We start from the raw sequence: 19,177 nt of genomic DNA on the forward strand, positions 1-19,177 counted from the left end.
TTTTTCAGATTAGCACGAATTCAACCAAATTAGTCAATTTTCTATTGAATTGGTAGGTAAGGGGCTAAATAGTCAAAGTGCTGGCAGCAGTGTACGGACATGGGCTGCAAAGGCGCGCGTTAACGGCGTAGCACGCTTCTCGTCCATCTTAAGTATCAGGCCTATTTTGGGGAGTTCAGGCAAGCGGTTTGTTTTTGAAAGGATCGATAAGTCAGCAGGTACAGCTGCTTTGGTCAGCACTGCAATGGCTTGGCCTGATCGGACAACAGCAAGAAGACCTGAAAGGCTACCGCTTGAGTATGCGATAAGATAGCTTCGCTCTGGCTGTTCAAGAGCCGCTGTTGCAGCACGATGATCAAGCGTATCTGGATCACCAAGCGCCAAGCGAAGTGGGTCAGGCGAATCCTCCCTGATGTTTTTCTGCCCTACCCACACCAATTCCTCTTCGCGCAGTACTGAACGCCCTGAATCTAGCGAGACTGATGTCAGCGCAAGATCAAGGACGTTGCGATCCAACTGGGCAAGCAGGCGAGGGGTTGAAGCACAAACGACCTCTATCATCACTTGAGGATGAAGTTGAGCAAAGCTGCGCAATAATGGCGGCAAAAATGCATCGGCATAATCGTCCGGGCAACCGAAGCGCAATGTGCCGCTAAGGCTGCGTCCTGTTAGTTCCGCGACAGCTTCATCGTGCGAACGCAGGATACGCTGTGCATGCCCCAATAGCCGTTCACCGTGAATGGTCATGAGCACACCGCGCCCCGTTCTATTAAGCAGCGGTTGACCGACAATATCCTCAAGGCGCTTCATCTGCATGCTGACTGCTGCCTGACTACGCCCTATGCGCTCGGCAGCCCGGCTCAATGCGCCGGTCTCGACGACCATCAGGAAGCAGCGGAGGAGGTCTATATCAAGAGGAGCCATAAGTTTTATTGAATGCTCAATTTAGTTCTATAAGCTAGCATGAAGTGGTTGGCTTCTCTAGCCTGTTGGAAATTTGCTAGTGATCAGGAGCCAGCCATGAGCAGAAATACCGATCCCGCCTTTTGGACAAGCGCTCGTAAACACCTCATACGCTATGGTGGTGTGTTCGAGCCATTGATCATCGATCGAGCGCAAGGCAGTTTTGTTTATGATGCTGACGGTCGAGCAATTCTCGACTTTACCTCCGGCCAGATGAGCGCAATTTTGGGACACGGCCACCCTGAGATTTCCGAGGTGGTAACACACCACGTCAGAAACCTTGATCATCTTTTCAGTGGCATGCTCAGCCGACCCGTCGTCGACCTCGCATCGGAACTTGCGCGTATCGCACCTGGAAATCTCGAAAGATCAATGTTGCTGACAACAGGTGGCGAAGCAAATGAAGCTGCTTTGCGTATGGCCAAGCTTGCGACGGGCGGTTGGGAAGTTGTGAGCTTTGCCCAGTCGTGGCACGGTATGACCGCTGCTGCAGCATCGGCAACTTACAGCGCTGGCCGCAAAGGCTATGGGCCGCCCGCAGTGGGTTCTTTTGCAATCCCTGTACCCAATTCCTATAGGCCAGCATTTGAACGGAGTGGAGAAGCCGACTGGCGAGCAGAACTTGATTATGCGTTCTCCTTGGTGGACCAGCAATCGACAGGGAATCTTGCAGCATTTTTGGCGGAGCCAATTCTCAGCTCAGGCGGTATCATCGAACTCCCGACAGGTTACCTTGCCGCGCTGAAATCGAAATGCGAGGAGCGGGGAATGCTCCTTATACTTGACGAGGCACAAACCGGGATAGGCCGGACCGGTCTTATGTTTGCGTGCGAAAGAGATGGCGTCACTCCAGATATTCTCGTTCTGTCCAAGACGCTCGGAGCAGGTCTTCCTCTGTCGGCGGTTCTGACAACAGCGGAAATTGAAGAACGTTGCCACGAGCGCAAGTTTTTGTTTTACACAACGCACGTTTCTGACCCGCTGCCGGCTGCCGTTGGTCTCAAGGTACTGGAGATTGTTCAACGTGATGGACTGGTCAACCGTGCAGCAGAGGCCGGTAATATATTGACTGGTAAACTGAGGGACCTTCAACAACGGTTTGAATGCATAGGTGATGTGCGCGGTAGAGGTTTGCTTTTGGGAATGGAAATTGTAGCCGACCGGGAAAGTAAACAGCCTGCACCAGAGCTTGGCGCCAGGATTACACGTCGCTGCATGGAACTTGGTCTAAGTATGAATATCGTACAGCTTCCCGGAATGGGAGGTGTATTCCGTATTGCTCCACCTTTAACAGTCTCGAACGAAGAACTTGAGCTTGGAGTAAACATTCTTGAACGTGCAATTGCCGAATGTGTTTGATACTGGACACTTGGTTACAACAAGTCAGCGTTCTGCTGTGGGGCTTGCCGTTTCAACGCTACCACGGCAAGCGGCTGTCCCTTGCCCTTGACATTATGCGTTCCTAATTGCTCTCTCGCTATTTCAGGAGGAAAGTTGATACGCAGCGCAAGTTCGCCAGAAATCAGGACATTGGCGCTTAAGGTTCTGCAGAGGCCCTCAAGTCTGGCGGTCGTATTCACGGTATCGCCGAAGTAAGTTATTTTGTGGTGGTCAACGCCGATTTCCGCCGTAATAACCGGCCCACCATGGAGGGCCGCTCGCAAACTTGGAACTTGGCCGAATTCCCTCATCCACTTTGCCGAGTTTGCTGCGATAACATCAAGGATGTCGAAAACGCATCGGACGCAGCGTGCATCCCGAATGCCTTTTTCATAAGGCCAGGTAATAAGAACTGCATCACCGAGATAATCATCAATAGTGCCGCGATGGCGTCGCACTGGCTCCGAGAATGTTGCAAACAATGCGCTTAAAAACTGTTGCGCACGCAGATCGCCGTATTGTTCGGCATATGATGTAGAGCCCACGAGGTCAATGAATAGAAAGACGCGATTTTCACTGACTGGCTGACGATAGCGACCAACAATAAGGCTCGCAAAAATATCGCGGCCAAGCAATTCGCGCACGCGCAGAATAAACGTCAGCATCGCAGAGACGCCGAGCGTATAAAGCAGGATGTTAGGTGGAATGATCGTTGCTTCCGTAAACGATCCGCCCATGAGACCAATGCTCCACATGGCAGTTCCGGCGATAGCAAAACCAATATTGATCAGAATATAGTAGACGGAAAGGCCTGCCAGAATGAATCCGAAGGTGGGCAGTCTGTTGATCCATAGATGTAATTTCCGCAGGATAACTCCGCGCTCAAAAGCAAAAATTGGAACAGAAAGACAGATTCCAAAAAAAGCGCTCGCAACAAGAGAGTCTTTTGCCGCCAGCACCGCAAAAGTGAGTCCACCCGCAGCCGCGATACTCAGCGCCAGTGACCAGAACTGCACAGAATTCAATGAAGTGAACCACCGGTGAAGGGCAGGAAATGCGGAGCTGCGCTCAAGCGCGAGAATAGGTATACAGATGACGAGTGCCAGGCTAGACCCAATCAGTGGAGAGCCATCGTAAATCAGTGAGCTTGTTGAGAAACCACCCAAAGCAATAACAGAGAGAACGAGAATCCAAAATCCTGTAGAATTTCTACGCAAGAACGTTTCTCCCGATGAAGCTCATTTTCAGGCAGGATGTGATATGCATATGGGGGCTTGTGCCGAGCCATCAATGGCGAGCGGAACTATTTGTTGCAAGGGTAAAAGGGTGTGAAACGTCAGCTAAAGCGCAAAATAGCTTCAAAACCGGCAGTAGCGTTAGTCGCCGGAGATTTCAGTTCCAAGGTAGCTCCCATCTGCGATGCCAGTTCCGTAGCAATGGGCAAGCCGAGACCTGAGCCCGGAGATGTGGTTTTGCCACGACTGAAGCGTTGCCGGATTGATTTGAGTTCGTTGGAATTGAGGACCGGCCCGTCATTGACGATATGGATAGTTCCATGGCGCGTTAGGTCAATTCTGACTGGAGTATTGGGATCTCCATGGATCAGCGCATTCTCTATCAGGTTACGAAGGACGATTGCAAATGCGTCCTCACTTACCGGGCGGTGAAGCGTTGCTGCCTCGGCCCGTGCATACAGGATTTTGTTGCCAGCCTCGGAAGCACGACGGAAGTCTTCGATCACAAGCTCTAGGACATTCCCCAAATCGGCAGTTTCGTTCGAAGTGCCAATCCGTGCTTCGGCACGCGCCAATTGCATAAGTTTTTCAACGAGCTTGATAAGCTTCTGCAGTGACGACTCTATCTGTGTGACCCGTGAATTTGACGTTGGGGCTCGCAGCTCAGATTTCAACATCTGAGTTTGTGCAAGTGCACCCGCAAGCGGTGTGCGCAACTCGTGTGCGCTGTTTGCAGTGAATTCTCGCTCCGCGGTGAGAGCCGAACGCAGACGTTCCAATAGTCGATTGACTGACAGCATAATCGGTTGGAGTTCACGTGGGAGTGTCTGTAGCTCGATTGCAGCCAGATTCCCGCTATCTTTGTCGGATATTGCTTGGCGCAGATCATTGACCGGTTCGATGGAGCGGCGCACGATCAACCATATACCTATTATGCTGGCTGGTATCAGCACCAAAACAGGAAGGAGCAAAGCAAGACCTCCTTCTACAGCCGCTTCCGTGCGATGTGCCATCGAGTCTGCAACTTGGACAAAGATTGTATTGTTGGCCGCGGAAACCGTATAAAATCGCGAGATATCATCTTGAAAAAACCCGCGTTTTAATGGTGCAACGAAAGGTGTTGCCGACACGTCGTGAGAATGAAGGATGACCTTGCCGGTGGCGTCTCTGACCTGATACGTAAGATAACCTTTGTGCGTGGACTCATTCAAGTTCTGCAGACGCCGTGATTCAGGAAGTTGCGCATTCTGCAGAAGATCGTCGACAACGAGCGGCGTGAGACGTTCAGTTGTTGCCTGTAGAGAGCCGTCAAAAATCTCTCCAAACTCGTCTTGCATAACGAATATGCCAGCAGTTGTAGCCAGAAGCCAAAATAGTATTAGTGTCGCCGTCAAAGAAAAAATCAGACGGCGTGTCATGCTGCGGTGTTTCATACGCGACCTTCGAGTTTGTAGCCGACACCACGTATTGTTGACACGTGCTCGCGCCCAAGCTTCTTGCGAAGACGGCTAATGTAAACCTCGACAGTGTTGCTCTCTACTTCCCAGCCAAATGCGTAAAGCGCCTCTTCGATCTGAGATTTTGAGATGATGGCACCGGTACGCGAAAGTAATTTATCAAGCACGGCCCATTCACGTCCCGACAATATAATTTCCTGCTTTCCCGAGTAAATACTTCTATCGGCGATGTTGATACGCAGTTTGCCAATGGAGATCACTGAGCTTGAACTGCCGGAGTGCCGCCTTGTCACCGCAAGCATGCGAGCTGTGAGTTCGTCGAGATTAAACGGTTTGACGAGGTAATCATCGGCGCCTGCATTCAGGCCTTCGATCCGATCGGATATCTGATCATGGGCAGTTAAAATGATGACAGGCGTTGCATCACTTTTTGATCGGAGTGCTTTGAGGAAATCTATGCCGCTGCCATCCGGCAATCTAAGATCAAGCAGGATCAGCCCATATTCTACCACACGGGCGGAACCGGTCGCATCATCAATGGTTTGCATCCAATCAACTGCATGGTGGGTGCTGGCGACATGGTCGCGCACCGCCTCACCAAGAGTTTGATCGTCTTCAACAAGGAGAACTCTCAAACCTCAACCCCGGCAACGTTTGATATTTGTTCAGCGTAGCCAATTAAACTTGGGTCAGCAAATCGATTAAGACGTAGACAATGAAAACGGCGTTGATGCCGAGGACACAAAAGACCGCAAACGAGCCGAGATCTTTCGCATTTCGAGCTGCAACCGAGTAATCGCGCGAAATGTGGTCGACGACCTCTTCGACGGCTGTGTTCAGAGCTTCAACAGCGAGTAGCAGAAGGAAAAGGGATGTTAACACCAGTTGGTGAAGAATGGTCGCTCCAACGAATGAGAACAAAGCCGTGATCAGAATGAAAGCAACAATTTCGTGCCGCGCCGCCGACTCTTGCACAAGACGTTTGGCTCCTTTCACCGAGTAAGTTGCAGCCGCGAACAGATGACGCAATCCGGTTTTCTTTTTAAAGTATGGACTGTCAGTCATGACGAATATCCCTGTCGGCATGGGGCAAGTGCATCAAGCGTCTTGTCGCGTGCCGCTGTTTCGACGTGCATCATGCCAAGCACAGTATGGAAGAGATTGTCGTGTGAGTGCGGTTTGGGGGCCTGAGAAGCAAGGCACGAAGCGTTAATTTCAGACTTAGCAGTCTGCCCAAGCCATAGCACAAAGGGCACATGCGTCTGCTGTGTAGGGGCCATGAAATATGGTGCGCCATGGAGATAGAGCCCATATTCGCCGGTCGATTCCCCGTGATCCGACATATAGATCATGGACGGTGATATGCGGGATTCTCTCTCCTTGAGTTTGTTAATTACAGTCGAGATAATGTGATCGGTGTAAAGTATGGTGTTGTCGTAGGAGTTTATAATTTCTTGCCGGGTGCATTTCGCAAACTCGGACGTACGGCAGTCTGGAGTAAAATGTCGAAACTCTTCCGGATACCGTAAATAATAGGCCGGGCCATGGCTGCCGAGTTGATGAATAACCAATACTGAATCAGTTTTCACGTTGTCCAGCCAATTATCGAGCTGGTCGAGAAGGATACTGTCGAGACATTCGCCATCTTTGCAATAAGCCGGGTTGCCGGATTTATAGAGCGGTTGATATGTCGTGCGTTTGGCAATTTTCTTATCGCCGGTATTATTGTCCCACCACTCCGTTTTTATCCCGGCGTGACCTAGTACATCCATCAGGTTTTCTGTCTCCAGTCCTTTTCGGTAGGTGTATTCTTTGCGTGTGTAGACTGAGAACATACATGGCAATGAAACTTCGGTGATGGTGCCGCAACTGCTCGTTTGTGGAAAATAGGTGATATCCTGCTTCGACAGTTCAGGGTTGGTGTTCTTGTAGTAGCCACCAAGTGAAAAACTTTCTGCCCGGGCTGTCTCGCCTGCAATGATAATTGTGACACGTGGCTTGTCTGTTTTTGCGGTCGAATAGACGCGAGCATCCGTACCGAGTGGCTGTACCACGATGTTCTGGTTACTGGTCGTTCTTATCGCCAGCTTAACTACATTCACTATTGGCGCAATGGGATTTAAGGTGGCAAACCAATCGCGGTTTTCTCGCCCCAAAGACAGATATGTGCTGGCATGTGAAAGCGCTGCGACTACGAAAAAAACAAGCGCAGGGGCAATGATTGCCATATTCCATTTGAGTTTCTGGAAATAAGTCCGATGTTTGACTCGTACCCAACCGACCAAAAGAGCAGGCGCTATTCCGAAGATAAGCATGTGCCATATATAGGCGGGTGTCATTAAGTGGCCGGCTTCAGCATCGGTGGTATCGATAACGCTTTGCAGCATGTTCACATCAATTATCGTGCCGTAGCTATCCATGAACCAGGATGTGGATGCGCTGAAGAGTAAAAGAATGATCAAAAACGGTTTAATAAGAAACTTCAGAGAAAAAGACACGCATAGGGCAACGAACGCACACGTAAGCCCGAAGGCTAAGTAGACGAGTGCGATTGTCTGCCCCTCGAGCAGGACACTTGCTTTTCCCCAAAAAGTAGCGTTGGCGGTCGCAATTAGAAAGACCGCAACGACAACACTCAAACTTACGCTACCAATTTTCGGGCGAGCTAAACTGCCTTCCAAATAACCTGCTGCGACTGACACGGCGACTTCCTTGCGTGATCGAATTAAGGCGTCGCAATTGTGCGGCGCTGTTCGAATGCAGAAATCGGATTATTTGCTGACAGGAACCTGAATGATAACCGATTTTCAGTTATTCGTTGCCCGCTGAGGGTTTCAGGTTGGTGTCAGCTTTTAAGAACAAAATGTTCGCATTGATTTAATGTGGACTAAGATATGAAGTTTAGAGTGAACTACGGCATCTGCCTGATACTAGCGCTTGTGGCGGCGCTTTCGTTGGTTCCGCTGGCCGCGAAATTAGATTTTAAACACCGCACGCGAATGGCAACAATTTCATTCCAGCAATAGGATGAAGGTCAGCTCACTGCCAGATGAAACACCTGTAAGGGGTTAGCACTGGCATAAGCAATGTGAGCACCATCACCAAGCGTGGCATGTCTTGCATGCCAAATTGTTCCCTCATGATAGCCGCGATAAGTATTCCCAGAGGTTGCTTCAAGGCGGATTTCGTTAAACGGACGATCGAGGCCGCGTCCATCCCATTTCGACATTGCTTCTTTCAGAGTCCAACTGGCATAGAATTGCTGCTCAGCCGTTTTGAGCGTGGAGTGAAGATCATCATTAGGGTGGCTGACCATTGAGAAGGGGACCTCGCCCGATGCGTTGGGTTGCTCAACGTCGATTCCGACTTCTGTTTCGCATGAGATCATCATGACAATCCAATTTCCGCTATGGGAAAGGTTGAAATGGCATTGTCCGTCCCGAAGGTAGGGTTTGTTGCCTGGTCCGAAAACAAGGGGTATTTCTTGCGGGCTGCATTCGAGTATGTTGCTTAAGATAATTCGCTTTAAACCATGAGCAACCAGAAAACGTTCGCGATCGGCTTCGAATTTGAACAGTTGCATGCGCTCGACTTCTGCAGGGATTAGTGTCGTCGGGTCGACACGCTTTGCCAAACTTCGAGGCGCAAGAAAACAGTAGTTAGCGTGTCTCCTCAGGCTATTGGTTGCTAGTTCTTCCAGAGATATGATTGAGGAGAAATCCATGCGAGGATTGCAACCTTTTAACTGGCCAGAGTTGAAGGGCTATTTTCACCAAACTGAGCATCGTAAAGGCGCCGATAGAAGCGATCCGACTTTAGCAGTTGCTTGTGCGTGCCCTGTTCCAGAATGCGCGTATCGTCGACGACGACTATACGATCTGCATTGCGGACTGTCGCAAGCCGATGGGCAATAACCAAGGTGGTGCGCCCTTCGGCGAGTTCGGTCAAGGATGCCTGAATCTCGCGTTCAGTCTTTGTGTCGAGAGCAGATGTCGCCTCGTCAAGGATGAGGATTGGTGGATTTTTGAGGAACATGCGAGCAATAGCAAGCCGCTGTTTCTGCCCGCCGGATAATTTTACTCCCCGCTCTCCGATTATCGTTTCATAACCGGCTGGAAGTAGCCCAATCATCTCATCGAGCCGGGCCCGACGCGCTGCTTCGGCAATTTGATCGTCTGTTGCGTTAAGACGGCCGTAAGCGATATTTTCGCGTATAGTTCCACCGAAAAGGAAAACATCCTGCTGAACGACGCCGATCTGGCTGCGTAGCGAGGCCAGCGTCATATTGCGAATATCGATACCATCAATGCTGATACCGCCAGAATCTACCTCGTAAAAGCGTGGTAGCAATGAACAAAGCGTGGTCTTTCCGGCGCCAGAAGATCCAACAAAGGCAACTGTCTCGCCTGCTTTGATATTAAGGTCGATGTCTTGCAATGCGTTGCGGTCTGACGAGTATGCGAATGTGACTTTGTTGTAAGCAATATCGCCTTTCAAGTTGGAAACAGCCACCGCATTTGCATGGTCTGCTATATCTGGAGCCGTATCGAGAAGTTCGGTATAACGACGGAAACCAGCAATACCCTTCGGGTAGGATTCAATGACAGAGTTGATCTTCTCGATTGGGCGGACAAAAACAGCAACGAGCAAAAGAAAGCTGACGAAACCGCCATTGGTCATCTGTCCGGTGATAACTAGGTAGCTTCCAGCAATCATGACGATGACCTGTATCAGCCGCATGCTCATGTAATTGAGGGATGTACTGGCTGCCATTATCCAATAGGCGGCAAGCTTGGTCTCACGATAACGCGCATTGTCCCGCGCAAAAAGAGTGCGTTCGTGGTCTTCGTTGGCAAATGCCTGAACCACGCGCATGCCGCCCACATTCTCCTCAATACGGACGTTAAAATCCCCGACGCGGCTGTAAAGGTTCTGCCAGTTCTTTGTCATTCGTCCGCCATACTGGCCGGCGCCCCACACCACCACGGGCACGACCACCAATGTGAGAACTGCGAGGATAGGATTGACAAAGACCATCAGCCAGAAGGCACCAATGAATGTCATGACAGCGATGAAAAGGTCTTCAGGACCATGGTGAGCAACCTCACCAATTTCTTCAAGATCTTTGGTAACACGTCCAACAAGATGGCCGGTTTTTTGGTTATCATAGAAGCGGAATGACAGTTTTTGCAGATGATCGAAGCTCTTACGGCGCATCTCGGTTTCAATATTGATGCCTAGTTTGTGACCCCAATATACAACGACCGCATTCAATCCGGTATTCAGTAAGTAGACAGTCAGCAGGCCAAAAGAAGCGAGGAGGATCAATGTCCAATTCTGGCTAGGCAACAAAACGTCAATGAAACTGCGTACAGCCATGGGAAAACCCAATTCAAGCAACCCCGATATGATTGCGCAGGAGAAATCCAGCGCAAAAAGACCCTTGTACGGGGCGTAGTAGGCAAAGAAACGTCTGATCATATTGCACGCATAAGAACTGTGGAAAGGCAAGTGTGCATGTCGAGGCACAATGCCGGAGTTAGCACATCCATTCCTTTATCCCAACGAATTCGATGATTACAGAGATAAAATTGAGAATAATAGTCATCTTTCAACAGGCGTTAGTACAATATCGCTGCAGCTTGAACGGAAATGGGTTCATCTAACGATAGTTCGACAATTAAGGAGGTCTTATTTCGATTAGTCTACGCGGGTCAATTCAAGCTATTTCAGCTCAAAACCAAGTTTTCGTATTACGGTCAAAAGCTCGTGGCGCTTTTTCAAAGCTTCTTTTGTACCAATTCTCCGGCTCACTTGTTCGGTCCAATCAATAGACGACATAAGCTGGATTTTTTGGAAGATACGTAAGGCAGCGTTGTAGTCAGACAGGCCTTCTGATTCCGCGTCACGCTTATACTGCTCATTGTGAACTACAATGGATTGCGGTAGTCGCGGTTTAATATCGGTCTTGATTGACAGGTCAGGGTAGCCAACAGTCAGTCCGAAGACAGAAAATACTTCGTCAGGCAGATTTAATTCCTTGGCAACTGTTGCAGGATCATTGCGCAGTGCGCCGATGTAACAAGTGCCGAGACCAATTGATTCAAAGGCGATCACAGCGTTTTGTGCTGCTAACGTCGCGTCGATTACGGCAAGAAGAAAACTCTCCAGATAATCCAGCCCATCCGATGTTTCGCTCCGTTCGGCTGTAATACGGCGCGCGCGGGAAAGATCAGCAAGCCAGACAAGGAGCAAAGGCGCCTGATCGATCTGCTTCTGATTACCAGCTATCGCATTGATCCGCGCCTTACGCGCACTATCCTCGACAGTAACTACACTCCATGCTTGCAGGTTCGATGACGTCGACGCGGATTGAGCGGCGGCGATTGCAAGATCAATTGCTGCGGATGGAACAGGTTGCGGCAGGTAAAAACGTATGCTGCGATGGGAAAGAAGAGTTTCTAACATATCCCCAGCATTATGGCCGTCAGGTAAATCGACATCTGCGCCGTAGCGCGCGCGTAACAATTGACCGATACGATCATCCGCAGGCCCGCCCCCAGAGGAAACTTTGCTTTTGTTGGCAGTGGACATTGAGTGGGTCCTTATTTCCAGTATTGCAGAGCGTTTATTCAACAACTCGCCGCCAACGCAATAAATAGGCTTCGGCAGCGCCAGCTATCCGATTTAGAGCAAATCCGACAAGGCCGAGTATAAAGACGCCGACCATGACCAGCGCCATATCGAAATGTTCCCGGCCGGCAATGATCAAGCTTCCAACTCCCCTACCTATCGCGAGGAAGTATTCTGCCCCAACGGTTGCAAGCCAAGAATAGATCAGGCCCAGATGAACCCCGGTTGCTATGGATGGCAAGGCCGATGGCAGAAATATTCGTGTGATCCGCTGCAAGGGTGTGAATCTCAATGCATGCCCGACTTCGATAAGATCGCGCGGTGCGCTGCGCATTCCCTCATAGGTATTGAGTACAACCGGAATAAAGGCGGCGATGGCAACAAACACGATTTTGGCCTGTTCGCCAAAGCCAAACCAGATCGATATCAACGGAATCCAAGCTAAAAGTGATATTTGCTTCAATCCATTGAAACTTGGAGTGATTAGTGCATCGGCTGTACGCGATAGTGCGAGAACTGTCGCAAAGACAATGCCGACGATAGAACCGATAAAAAACCCTGCAATGTTTCGGGACAAGCTGATGCTCAGTTCACCTATAAGGTTATTGTCTATCAGTTCACGCTTTGCTGTCAGGAAAACGTTCTCCAGCGAAGGCAAAAATCGCGGATCGACAAGGCCCGTCCGACTAGATACTTCCCATATAATGAGGAGCAGTATAGGAATTGTCAGCCCGCGTCGGATTTTTACTGCTCGTCTGGTTTTCAGTGCAGATTGAACCGACATTAATCCGCCCCCTCTTTTTTCCAGCGCTGCAGGTAGTTTTCGGAGGCATCTAGGCTTTTGTCCATGGCAAAGCCGATAAGACCAATAGTGATCATCGCGACCATCACCACATCCAGCCAAAACATTTGCCGCCCCCATACAAGGAGGTAGCCCAGCCCCTCTGATGAGGCTAGCAATTCCACACCAACAAGCGCTGTCCAGGAATGGGTCAGTCCATAACGAATACCGGTAAAAATAGCAGGAGCTGCGCCGGGCAGAACAATAAGACGTAAGGTTTGCCAACGGCTAAAGCGCAGCGCGTGGCCGACTTCCACAAAATCGGCTGGGACAGCACGTATTCCCGCTGCAGTGTTCATTGCCATCGGGACCAGTGCACCTTTGGCGATCACAATAATCTTTAGCGTTTCCCCGATCCCGAAAATAAGCATCAGCAGTGGTATCCACCCAAGGGTGGGAATCTGGGCAAAGGCGAGAAACAGGGGGCGGACGTAATCATCAACCCGTCGTGACAAACCCATGCCCATGCCGAGCGCAAGACCAGCTAAAGCTCCGAAAATGAACCCAATCACAACACGTCTAAGACTAACGCCCGCATGATAAAGGATTTCGCCCGATCCAATCATTTCAATCATTGTAGAATAGACATAGGCCGGCGATGGCAGAATTTGTTCGGGTAGCCAGCCTCGATCCGATGCAATCCACCAAAGTAGGGTCAAAGAGACTGGCAGAAAGAGAGCTACCGCAGTCCTGCGCGCGCGCCGGGCTGTGAAAAACTTTTTGCCGCTTCGGCTTTTGACCGAAGCGGATGAAACTGTATCGGCAGAGAATGTCATTCGTTATCGTAAACCAATCGCGCCGGGCTCAGGAACCGAGCGGCTTGCCGTTCGAACCATAGGCCTGCCAGAAATTCTGAAGCCCGAACTTATCCAACGAAGTTTTGAGGTATTTGGGCTCAAACCAGCCATCCGTACTAACGTCGCGGCGGATGAGGCCAAACTCTTTTGCCTTGATACCTTGCTTCTGATACTGAGAAACCAGCAGATCGTCGATCAGCGGGGAGTTGCGGTAGGCGAGTTTATCATTGCTGAAGTAATCTTCCAGAATCGGAATCGCAGTGCCGGATTTATGCCATAGCTCAAACAAGGCGGCACGGTTTGGCTCGTCCGAAGACCATTGAGCTGCTTTGACGAAAGCATCGACCACCCGCTGTGTAATTTCAGGGTGCTCATTGATAAAAGCCTCCCGCGCAACGATACCGGCATTGCGGCCAAAGCGGGGATCGTCGCCTTTAGTGGTATAGATCACCTTGGCATTGCCTTGGGCGGCGAGATTAATGAGAGCAGTATCACCGAAGGCAGCGTCGATATCCTGACTGGTCAGCGCAGCCACAGTGCCAGCACTATCGAGGTTCGTTACCTGCAGGTCCTTTTCTGTTAGTCCATTTGCCTCCAGAATTTTGATTGCTGCAAGATGCCCATTGGTTCCGCGCTGATAGGCTACCTTTTTGCCCTTCAAATCAGTAACCGAATTGATACCGGAGTCCTTGGCAACTGCCAGGTAAAGTGGTTTGCGCGCGCCACTTGCCAAGAGATACTTGGTTTTCAAGCCATTAGCACGACCGATGAGAGAGGGGAGGTCGCCTTGGTAAGCGAAGTCTAGTTGATCATTGGCAAACCCTTCATTGACTGCAGGACCTGCACCCTTAAAGAAAAACCACTCGATCTTGATATTTGGATCATTGGCAAATTCTTTTTCGAGATATTCGCCAGCGCGAGCAGTGGCAGCAGAAGTCCCTTCCGAATAAGGACGGCTATCAAGTCCGATAGCGGCATAGCCCACATGGATCGTTAGCGGTTCTGCAGCAATAGCTGGCAAAGCCAGTACCGAGGCAGTAAAAACGGCCATCAAAGCCCGCCGTGATAATTGGAGGATAGTCATGTCAAATCTCCGTTGAGGAATAGAGTGTTTGGCGGTTCGCTTTCGCATTCAATGCGATTGGCACAGCCGATACAGCTGCTGTCGTGCGGCGCTTTTGCGGGCCTGGCTTTGCTTGCACTGGCCGAGCTTTGGAGGTGGCTGTTGTGCTTTCGAGAACTTCGAGAACATGATTGCGAATATGTGCAAGCTGGTTCGAAGTGCGCTCTCGCGGATGTGGCAGATTGACGGGTACAATCTCTTTGATCCGACCGGGGCGTGGAGACATCACAACGACTCGATCTCCAAGATAAACCGCTTCATCGACATCATGAGTTACGAGAATCATAGTAATCTGTTCTCTCGCCCAGATGTCTTGTAGCTCTCCTTGGAGCCGGGCCTTCGTAATGGCGTCAAGCGCTCCAAAAGGCTCATCAAGAAAAAGCACGTCGGGTCGGTTCACCAAGCCTCGCGCAATTCCAGCGCGCTGTGCCATGCCACCGGAAAGCTGGTGTGGATATGCTTTTTCAAAGCCAGCCAATCCGACCAATTCGATCTGGTCCGTTACTAGCTGGCGCTTCTCATCTTTGGTGAAGCCGGAATTCTGCAATCCAAGTGCAACATTGCGCTCGACGGTCAGCCACGGGAAAAGCCTAGGCTCTTGGAACACGATACCCCGATCCAACGATGGACCCTTAACTACCTTTCCGGCATGTTCGATATTCCCATTGTGTCCAGTGTCAAGACCTGCGCCCAGCCGGAGAAGAGTGGATTTGCCACAACCACTGGCCCCCACAATTGTAACGAACTCTCCCTCGGCTATATCTAGGCTGACGCTATCGAGGGCAGTAATTGTATTTCCGTTGACCTGAAAACGCCGGGTCACGTCCTTGATGTGTACATGCTTCTGATTTGGCACGGTGCTACCTCGCTCTTGATACTATTCAGCTGCCACAGCCTGGCGTGCTGGGTGCTGAGGCTCCCGCAGCCCGAGATGATTGCGAAGCGTGTTCCCTTCGTATTCATTGCGGAACAGACCGCGCTTGCGAAGTTCAGGAAGGACATGTTCAACAAAATCGGTAAGCCCAACTGGCAAATGCGGGGGCATGACATTGAAACCGTCTGCAGCTCCTGTATTGAACCAGTCTTCCATTTGATCAACGATCGTCGAGGCAGTTCCGACCACCTGCCAATGGCCTCGCGCGCCAGCGACCCGCAAATAGAGTTGCCGAATGGTTAGGTTCTCGCGTCGAGCAAGTTCAATCATCAATTTCTGCCGGCTCTTGCTGCCGTTGGTTTCGGTGACATCCGGCAATGGGCCGTCGAGCGGATATTGTGAAAGGTCAACATCTCCCGCCATCCCATTAAGCAGCGACAGGCCAACAGCCGGGTGGATCAACTCTTGAATCTGCTGGAATTTTTCTTCAGCTTCCGACTGTGTCTTGCCGACAACCGGGAAAATGCCAGGCATAATCTTCAAATCATCAGCAGAACGACCGTATCTTGTTAGTCTGCTTTTGACATCGCTATAGAAAGCACGTGCGTCGTTGATGTCCTGATGCGCAGTAAAGATTACCTCTGCGGTACGGGCGGCCAAATTGCGCCCGGGTTCAGACGAGCCGGCCTGAACAATGACGGGATGTCCCTGCGGTGCCCGCGATACATTCAACGGGCCCCGGACTTTGAAATGTTTGCCATGATGATTGAGCAAATGCTGCTTCGACGGATCATAGAAAATGCCGCTTTCCTTGTTTCTGACGAACGCATCAATCTCCCACGTATCCCAAAGGCCGACGACAACATCAGCAAACTCCTCTGCTCGCTCATAACGGTCTGCATGAGCGACGTGATGATCACGATTAAAGTTATGAGCCTCGTTCTCGCTTGAAGATGTCACGAGATTCCATCCTGCCCGGCCGCCGCTAATGTGATCGAGAGACGCAAACTTCCGAGCTATGTGATAGGGCTCGTTATAGGTAGTGGAAGCGGTGGCGACGAAGCCGATTTTCTTGGTCAGTGCAGCCAGTGCCGATAACAATGTAAGCGGTTCAAATTGAGCTACATAACGTTGAGCAGTGCGGCTCAGCGCTTCCGTGTCGGTACCGCGTGTTCCTACACCATCCGCCATAAAAATCAGGTCGAATTTTGCTTCTTCAGCTATGCGCGCAAGCTCTGCATAATGTGCAAAATTCGATCCTGCATCTGCCTGTGCTTCTGGATGGCGCCATGCAGCGATATGATGTCCAGTCGGGTAGAGAAAGGCTCCGAGTTTCAGCTGCTCTTGGCGTTTGCTCATGATCAAGCTTTCCGTAAATCGAGTTACGGGAAGCCTAAGCGCGATTATCTAATCACTACAGAAATGGTATTCTTTAAATCTCGGGTATTGGAGTTTTCTCTTTTATTGGCATTCAGACCGCTGTGGTGATTGTCATCACGATGCGCTTGCAGACGATCCGTTCAAACTATTCGCGCAATCTATGATTGTGTCCCGGTGCGGACGAGGGTTGAATCCAAGTACTTTGCGAACCTTTTGTGTGGTCAGGAGAAACTTATGTCCGATAAGCGGGGCAAGTGGCTTGAGGTTAGGTAGAAAGGGCAAAAGAATTTTGACGAGAAATTCCGGTAGCTGGCGGGTGGGGACCTTCTTGCCTTTAATGCCCAATCCGGAGCGCAATACGCCAGCAATCTCATCCATCCACATGAAGTTTCCTGCCGCGATGAAGCGCTCTCCAGCAGCATCTTTTGAGATCATTGCCCGTACATGTATATCCGCAAGGTCGCGCACATCGACGATCCAAAATCCGAGTTTCGGTATAACTCGTGGAAAGCCATTCAAGAGATCCTGTATGATTTTAACTGAACCCAGATTATGAGGTGCGAGAACCGGCCCAAACACGGCACCAGGCAAAACAGTAGTAAACTCAGTCGTTCTGCGGTGTTCATTCATGAACTCCCACGCCGCGCGTTCGGCAAGAATTTTGGATACTCGGTACGCGTCAAACTGAGGATCATCAGGATCAGCCCAGACGGTTTCGTCGCTGATACGTTTGGAAGTGAGAGGCGGGCGAGCGGTAGCGGCTGCCGAAGTCATGACAACGCGTTTCACACCTGCATTCACTGCAGCACGCAAGACGCGCAATGTCCCATCACGAGCAGGTTTGACATATGAATTCCTGTCAGCCGGATTGCCGCCACTCAACGGTGAAGCGACGTGCATAACGTACGTGCAACCTTCCATGGCCTCGTTCCAACCCCGGTCATCCAGAAGATCCGCAACCACAAATGAGAGTTTGCTTGAGTTCTCAACAAAAGGCTCAATAGCTCCACATACCTCTTCGGATCGCTTTAAATCCCGGAGCGTCGTGCGAACGTGATAACCGCACCGTAAAAGTTCTATGATGCACCATTGGGCGACGAAGCCTGTGCCGCCTGTTACGAGTACTATTTCCGGCATGATTTTTCCCTGCGACGCTAACTATACTTTATACGGGTGACGTAAACATAAGTGGATTTATAACGTTCCGGCGCCTGCTGATACGATAGACTGACGCTGGGGGAAGATTTCGAACAGTCCCGCCAATACGAGTGGCTTTCAGCCCTAATCTATCGAGAATGGTTCGTGGCACAGGACATCGTGGACCATAGGTAAACTGATAGAAGCTGCCGCCGCTTCGGATATGAGAAAAAGCACCTCGAAGGATCGACATCACTTTACGCGGTGACATCGACAGTAGCGGCAATCCGCTCACAACTGCGCCAATACCGGATGAAACGGGCAGTTTGCAATCGGTCAATCGAGCTGCATCTAGGTTGAGAATAAAAGCATTTGGGAAACGTTGTTGCAAAACGTTGGAGAATTCTGTCCCGTATTCGACAAGTATGAGATCGGTCTCTCGTAACCCGCGGCTCAAAAGCGCCCGTGTAAACACACCGGTGCCGGGCCCGAGTTCGAGTACAGGCGCGTGATTTACATCGATCTCGCTCGTAATCAAGCGTCCAAGGGATTGACCAGACGGTGCAATCGCTGCCACTCGGAATGGGTCAGACAGCCAAGTTCTAAAAAATTGCCATTGGTCAGAATGGGCACAGGCCTCGGTCATAGTGGCTCCAGGTTTGGTTTATCGGGTTGCATTTGCGATATTGAGTCTACGGGTGTATACATTAATAATCATAATAAGTCTACAGTTGTAGATTATGGAGTTTTGATGTCAGAATGTTCATTTTTTCGACGCCGCGATGCCGCTGCTACCCGGGCCGCGATTCTTGAATCGGCTCGCAAAGCGTTTGTCACTTCAGGTTACGATGGAGCCGGGGTTCGGGAGATTGCGAAAGGTGCAGGCGTTACTGCAATGCTTATCAATCGCTATTTCGGTTCAAAGGAAGAATTGTTTGCGGAAGTGTTGGCGCTGGCAAACAAAAAACCAATTATTGCCACACCGGAAACGCTTCATTCGTCTAATCGCGTTGAGCTTATCAGCAAAGCTTTGCTCCAAGTCACGAGGCCAGGCGCAACTGCACTTGATGGCTTCTTGATCATGCTACGATCCGTCTCAAATGAACGAGCGGTTCAAGCTGCTCGAGATGTTATTGAAGGTCATCATCAGAAAAATGTGACAGACGCACTTTCTGGTGCAGATGCGCCGCAACGAGCTGCTATGCTTTTATCATTGGTGGCTGGCGTGCAGATAATGCGCCAGGTAATCGAATTGGAGGCATTGGGACAGAACTTCGACAAGGAACTAGAAGACTTGTTAAAGAGATTGATAACCGACCTCATCGACGAAAAGATTACCGAAGATGTATGAGTTGAT

Annotated in this window: 18 protein-coding genes; 2 read left to right on the plus strand and 16 right to left on the minus strand. The window is 50.4% G+C overall.

The window, feature by feature from the left end; all coding sequences use genetic code 11:
• Nucleotides 1–72: 72 nt before the first annotated feature.
• Entirely contained in the window at nt 73–924 is an 852-nt protein-coding gene (locus PMI41_RS13910; protein WP_008125816.1) for a LysR family transcriptional regulator, read from the minus strand.
• A 96-nt stretch (nt 925–1,020) separates the two neighbouring features.
• Here PMI41_RS13910 and PMI41_RS13915 point away from each other — a divergent pair, with 96 nt between their 5' ends.
• Nucleotides 1,021–2,322 carry an aspartate aminotransferase family protein gene (locus PMI41_RS13915; protein ID WP_008125818.1) on the plus strand — a complete coding sequence of 434 codons (1,302 nt, stop codon included), beginning with the start codon at nt 1,021–1,023 and terminating at the stop codon, nt 2,320–2,322.
• 14 nt (nt 2,323–2,336) lie between these two features.
• On the opposite strand, the gene PMI41_RS13920 is transcribed toward PMI41_RS13915, so the two are convergent.
• The 15 genes from PMI41_RS13920 to PMI41_RS25200 all read right to left on the minus strand — a co-directional run bounded on the left by PMI41_RS13920 (nt 2,337) and on the right by PMI41_RS25200 (nt 18,466).
• Entirely contained in the window at nt 2,337–3,368 is a 1,032-nt protein-coding gene (locus PMI41_RS13920) for an adenylate/guanylate cyclase domain-containing protein (protein ID WP_040855124.1), read from the minus strand.
• Between the two features lie 311 nt (nt 3,369–3,679).
• Entirely contained in the window at nt 3,680–5,011 is a 1,332-nt protein-coding gene (locus PMI41_RS13925) for a HAMP domain-containing sensor histidine kinase (protein WP_008125822.1), read from the minus strand.
• Nucleotides 5,008–5,670 (minus strand): response regulator transcription factor, encoded by a 663-nt coding sequence (locus tag PMI41_RS13930; RefSeq protein WP_008125825.1) that lies wholly within the window; start codon nt 5,668–5,670, stop codon nt 5,008–5,010. Before PMI41_RS13930 ends, PMI41_RS13925 begins: the two co-directional genes overlap by 4 nt.
• A 43-nt stretch (nt 5,671–5,713) precedes the next feature.
• Nucleotides 5,714–6,100 carry a diacylglycerol kinase gene (locus PMI41_RS13935; RefSeq protein WP_008125840.1) on the minus strand — a complete coding sequence of 129 codons (387 nt, stop codon included), beginning with the start codon at nt 6,098–6,100 and terminating at the stop codon, nt 5,714–5,716.
• Nucleotides 6,097–7,737 (minus strand): phosphoethanolamine--lipid A transferase, encoded by a 1,641-nt coding sequence (locus tag PMI41_RS13940; protein WP_008125842.1) that lies wholly within the window; start codon nt 7,735–7,737, stop codon nt 6,097–6,099. Before PMI41_RS13940 ends, PMI41_RS13935 begins: the two co-directional genes overlap by 4 nt.
• Before the next feature lie 332 nt (nt 7,738–8,069).
• A complete protein-coding gene (locus PMI41_RS13945) occupies nt 8,070–8,618 on the minus strand; it encodes a 4'-phosphopantetheinyl transferase superfamily protein (RefSeq protein WP_157179395.1) in 549 nt (182 codons plus the stop codon).
• Between the two features lie 158 nt (nt 8,619–8,776).
• Nucleotides 8,777–10,516, minus strand: a complete 1,740-nt coding sequence (locus PMI41_RS13950; RefSeq protein WP_008125846.1) for an ABC transporter ATP-binding protein — start codon at nt 10,514–10,516, stop codon at nt 8,777–8,779.
• A 243-nt stretch (nt 10,517–10,759) separates the two neighbouring features.
• Complete coding sequence (locus PMI41_RS13955) at nt 10,760–11,629, minus strand: NADPH-dependent oxidoreductase (RefSeq protein WP_008125856.1); 870 nt, start codon at nt 11,627–11,629, stop codon at nt 10,760–10,762.
• A 34-nt stretch (nt 11,630–11,663) separates the two neighbouring features.
• Entirely contained in the window at nt 11,664–12,452 is a 789-nt protein-coding gene (locus PMI41_RS13960) for an ABC transporter permease (protein WP_008125858.1), read from the minus strand.
• Nucleotides 12,452–13,285, minus strand: coding sequence for an ABC transporter permease (locus PMI41_RS13965; RefSeq protein WP_008125859.1), 834 nt, complete (start codon nt 13,283–13,285; stop codon nt 12,452–12,454). The genes PMI41_RS13960 and PMI41_RS13965 overlap by 1 nt, the downstream gene beginning before the upstream one ends.
• A gap of 28 nt (nt 13,286–13,313) precedes the next feature.
• Nucleotides 13,314–14,357 carry an ABC transporter substrate-binding protein gene (locus tag PMI41_RS13970; RefSeq protein ID WP_348225805.1) on the minus strand — a complete coding sequence of 348 codons (1,044 nt, stop codon included), beginning with the start codon at nt 14,355–14,357 and terminating at the stop codon, nt 13,314–13,316.
• 34 nt (nt 14,358–14,391) lie between these two features.
• On the minus strand, nt 14,392–15,285 hold the full coding sequence (locus tag PMI41_RS13975; RefSeq protein WP_008125861.1) for an ABC transporter ATP-binding protein: 894 nt from the start codon (nt 15,283–15,285) through the stop codon (nt 14,392–14,394).
• A gap of 21 nt (nt 15,286–15,306) precedes the next feature.
• Nucleotides 15,307–16,662, minus strand: coding sequence for an LLM class flavin-dependent oxidoreductase (locus PMI41_RS13980; protein ID WP_008125869.1), 1,356 nt, complete (start codon nt 16,660–16,662; stop codon nt 15,307–15,309).
• Nucleotides 16,663–16,797: 135 nt separating this feature from the next.
• Nucleotides 16,798–17,820, minus strand: a complete 1,023-nt coding sequence (locus PMI41_RS13985; protein ID WP_008125872.1) for an aldehyde reductase — start codon at nt 17,818–17,820, stop codon at nt 16,798–16,800.
• Nucleotides 17,821–17,848: 28 nt separating this feature from the next.
• Nucleotides 17,849–18,466, minus strand: coding sequence for an SAM-dependent methyltransferase (locus tag PMI41_RS25200; RefSeq protein ID WP_008125875.1), 618 nt, complete (start codon nt 18,464–18,466; stop codon nt 17,849–17,851).
• A gap of 105 nt (nt 18,467–18,571) precedes the next feature.
• On the opposite strand from PMI41_RS25200, the gene PMI41_RS13990 reads away from it, so the two are divergent.
• Nucleotides 18,572–19,171 carry a TetR/AcrR family transcriptional regulator gene (locus tag PMI41_RS13990; protein ID WP_008125878.1) on the plus strand — a complete coding sequence of 200 codons (600 nt, stop codon included), beginning with the start codon at nt 18,572–18,574 and terminating at the stop codon, nt 19,169–19,171.
• Nucleotides 19,172–19,177: the final 6 nt, after the last annotated feature.

It is taken from the genome of Phyllobacterium sp. YR531, assembly GCF_000282595.1.
In the GTDB taxonomy this organism is placed as follows: Bacteria; Pseudomonadota; Alphaproteobacteria; order Rhizobiales; family Rhizobiaceae; genus Phyllobacterium.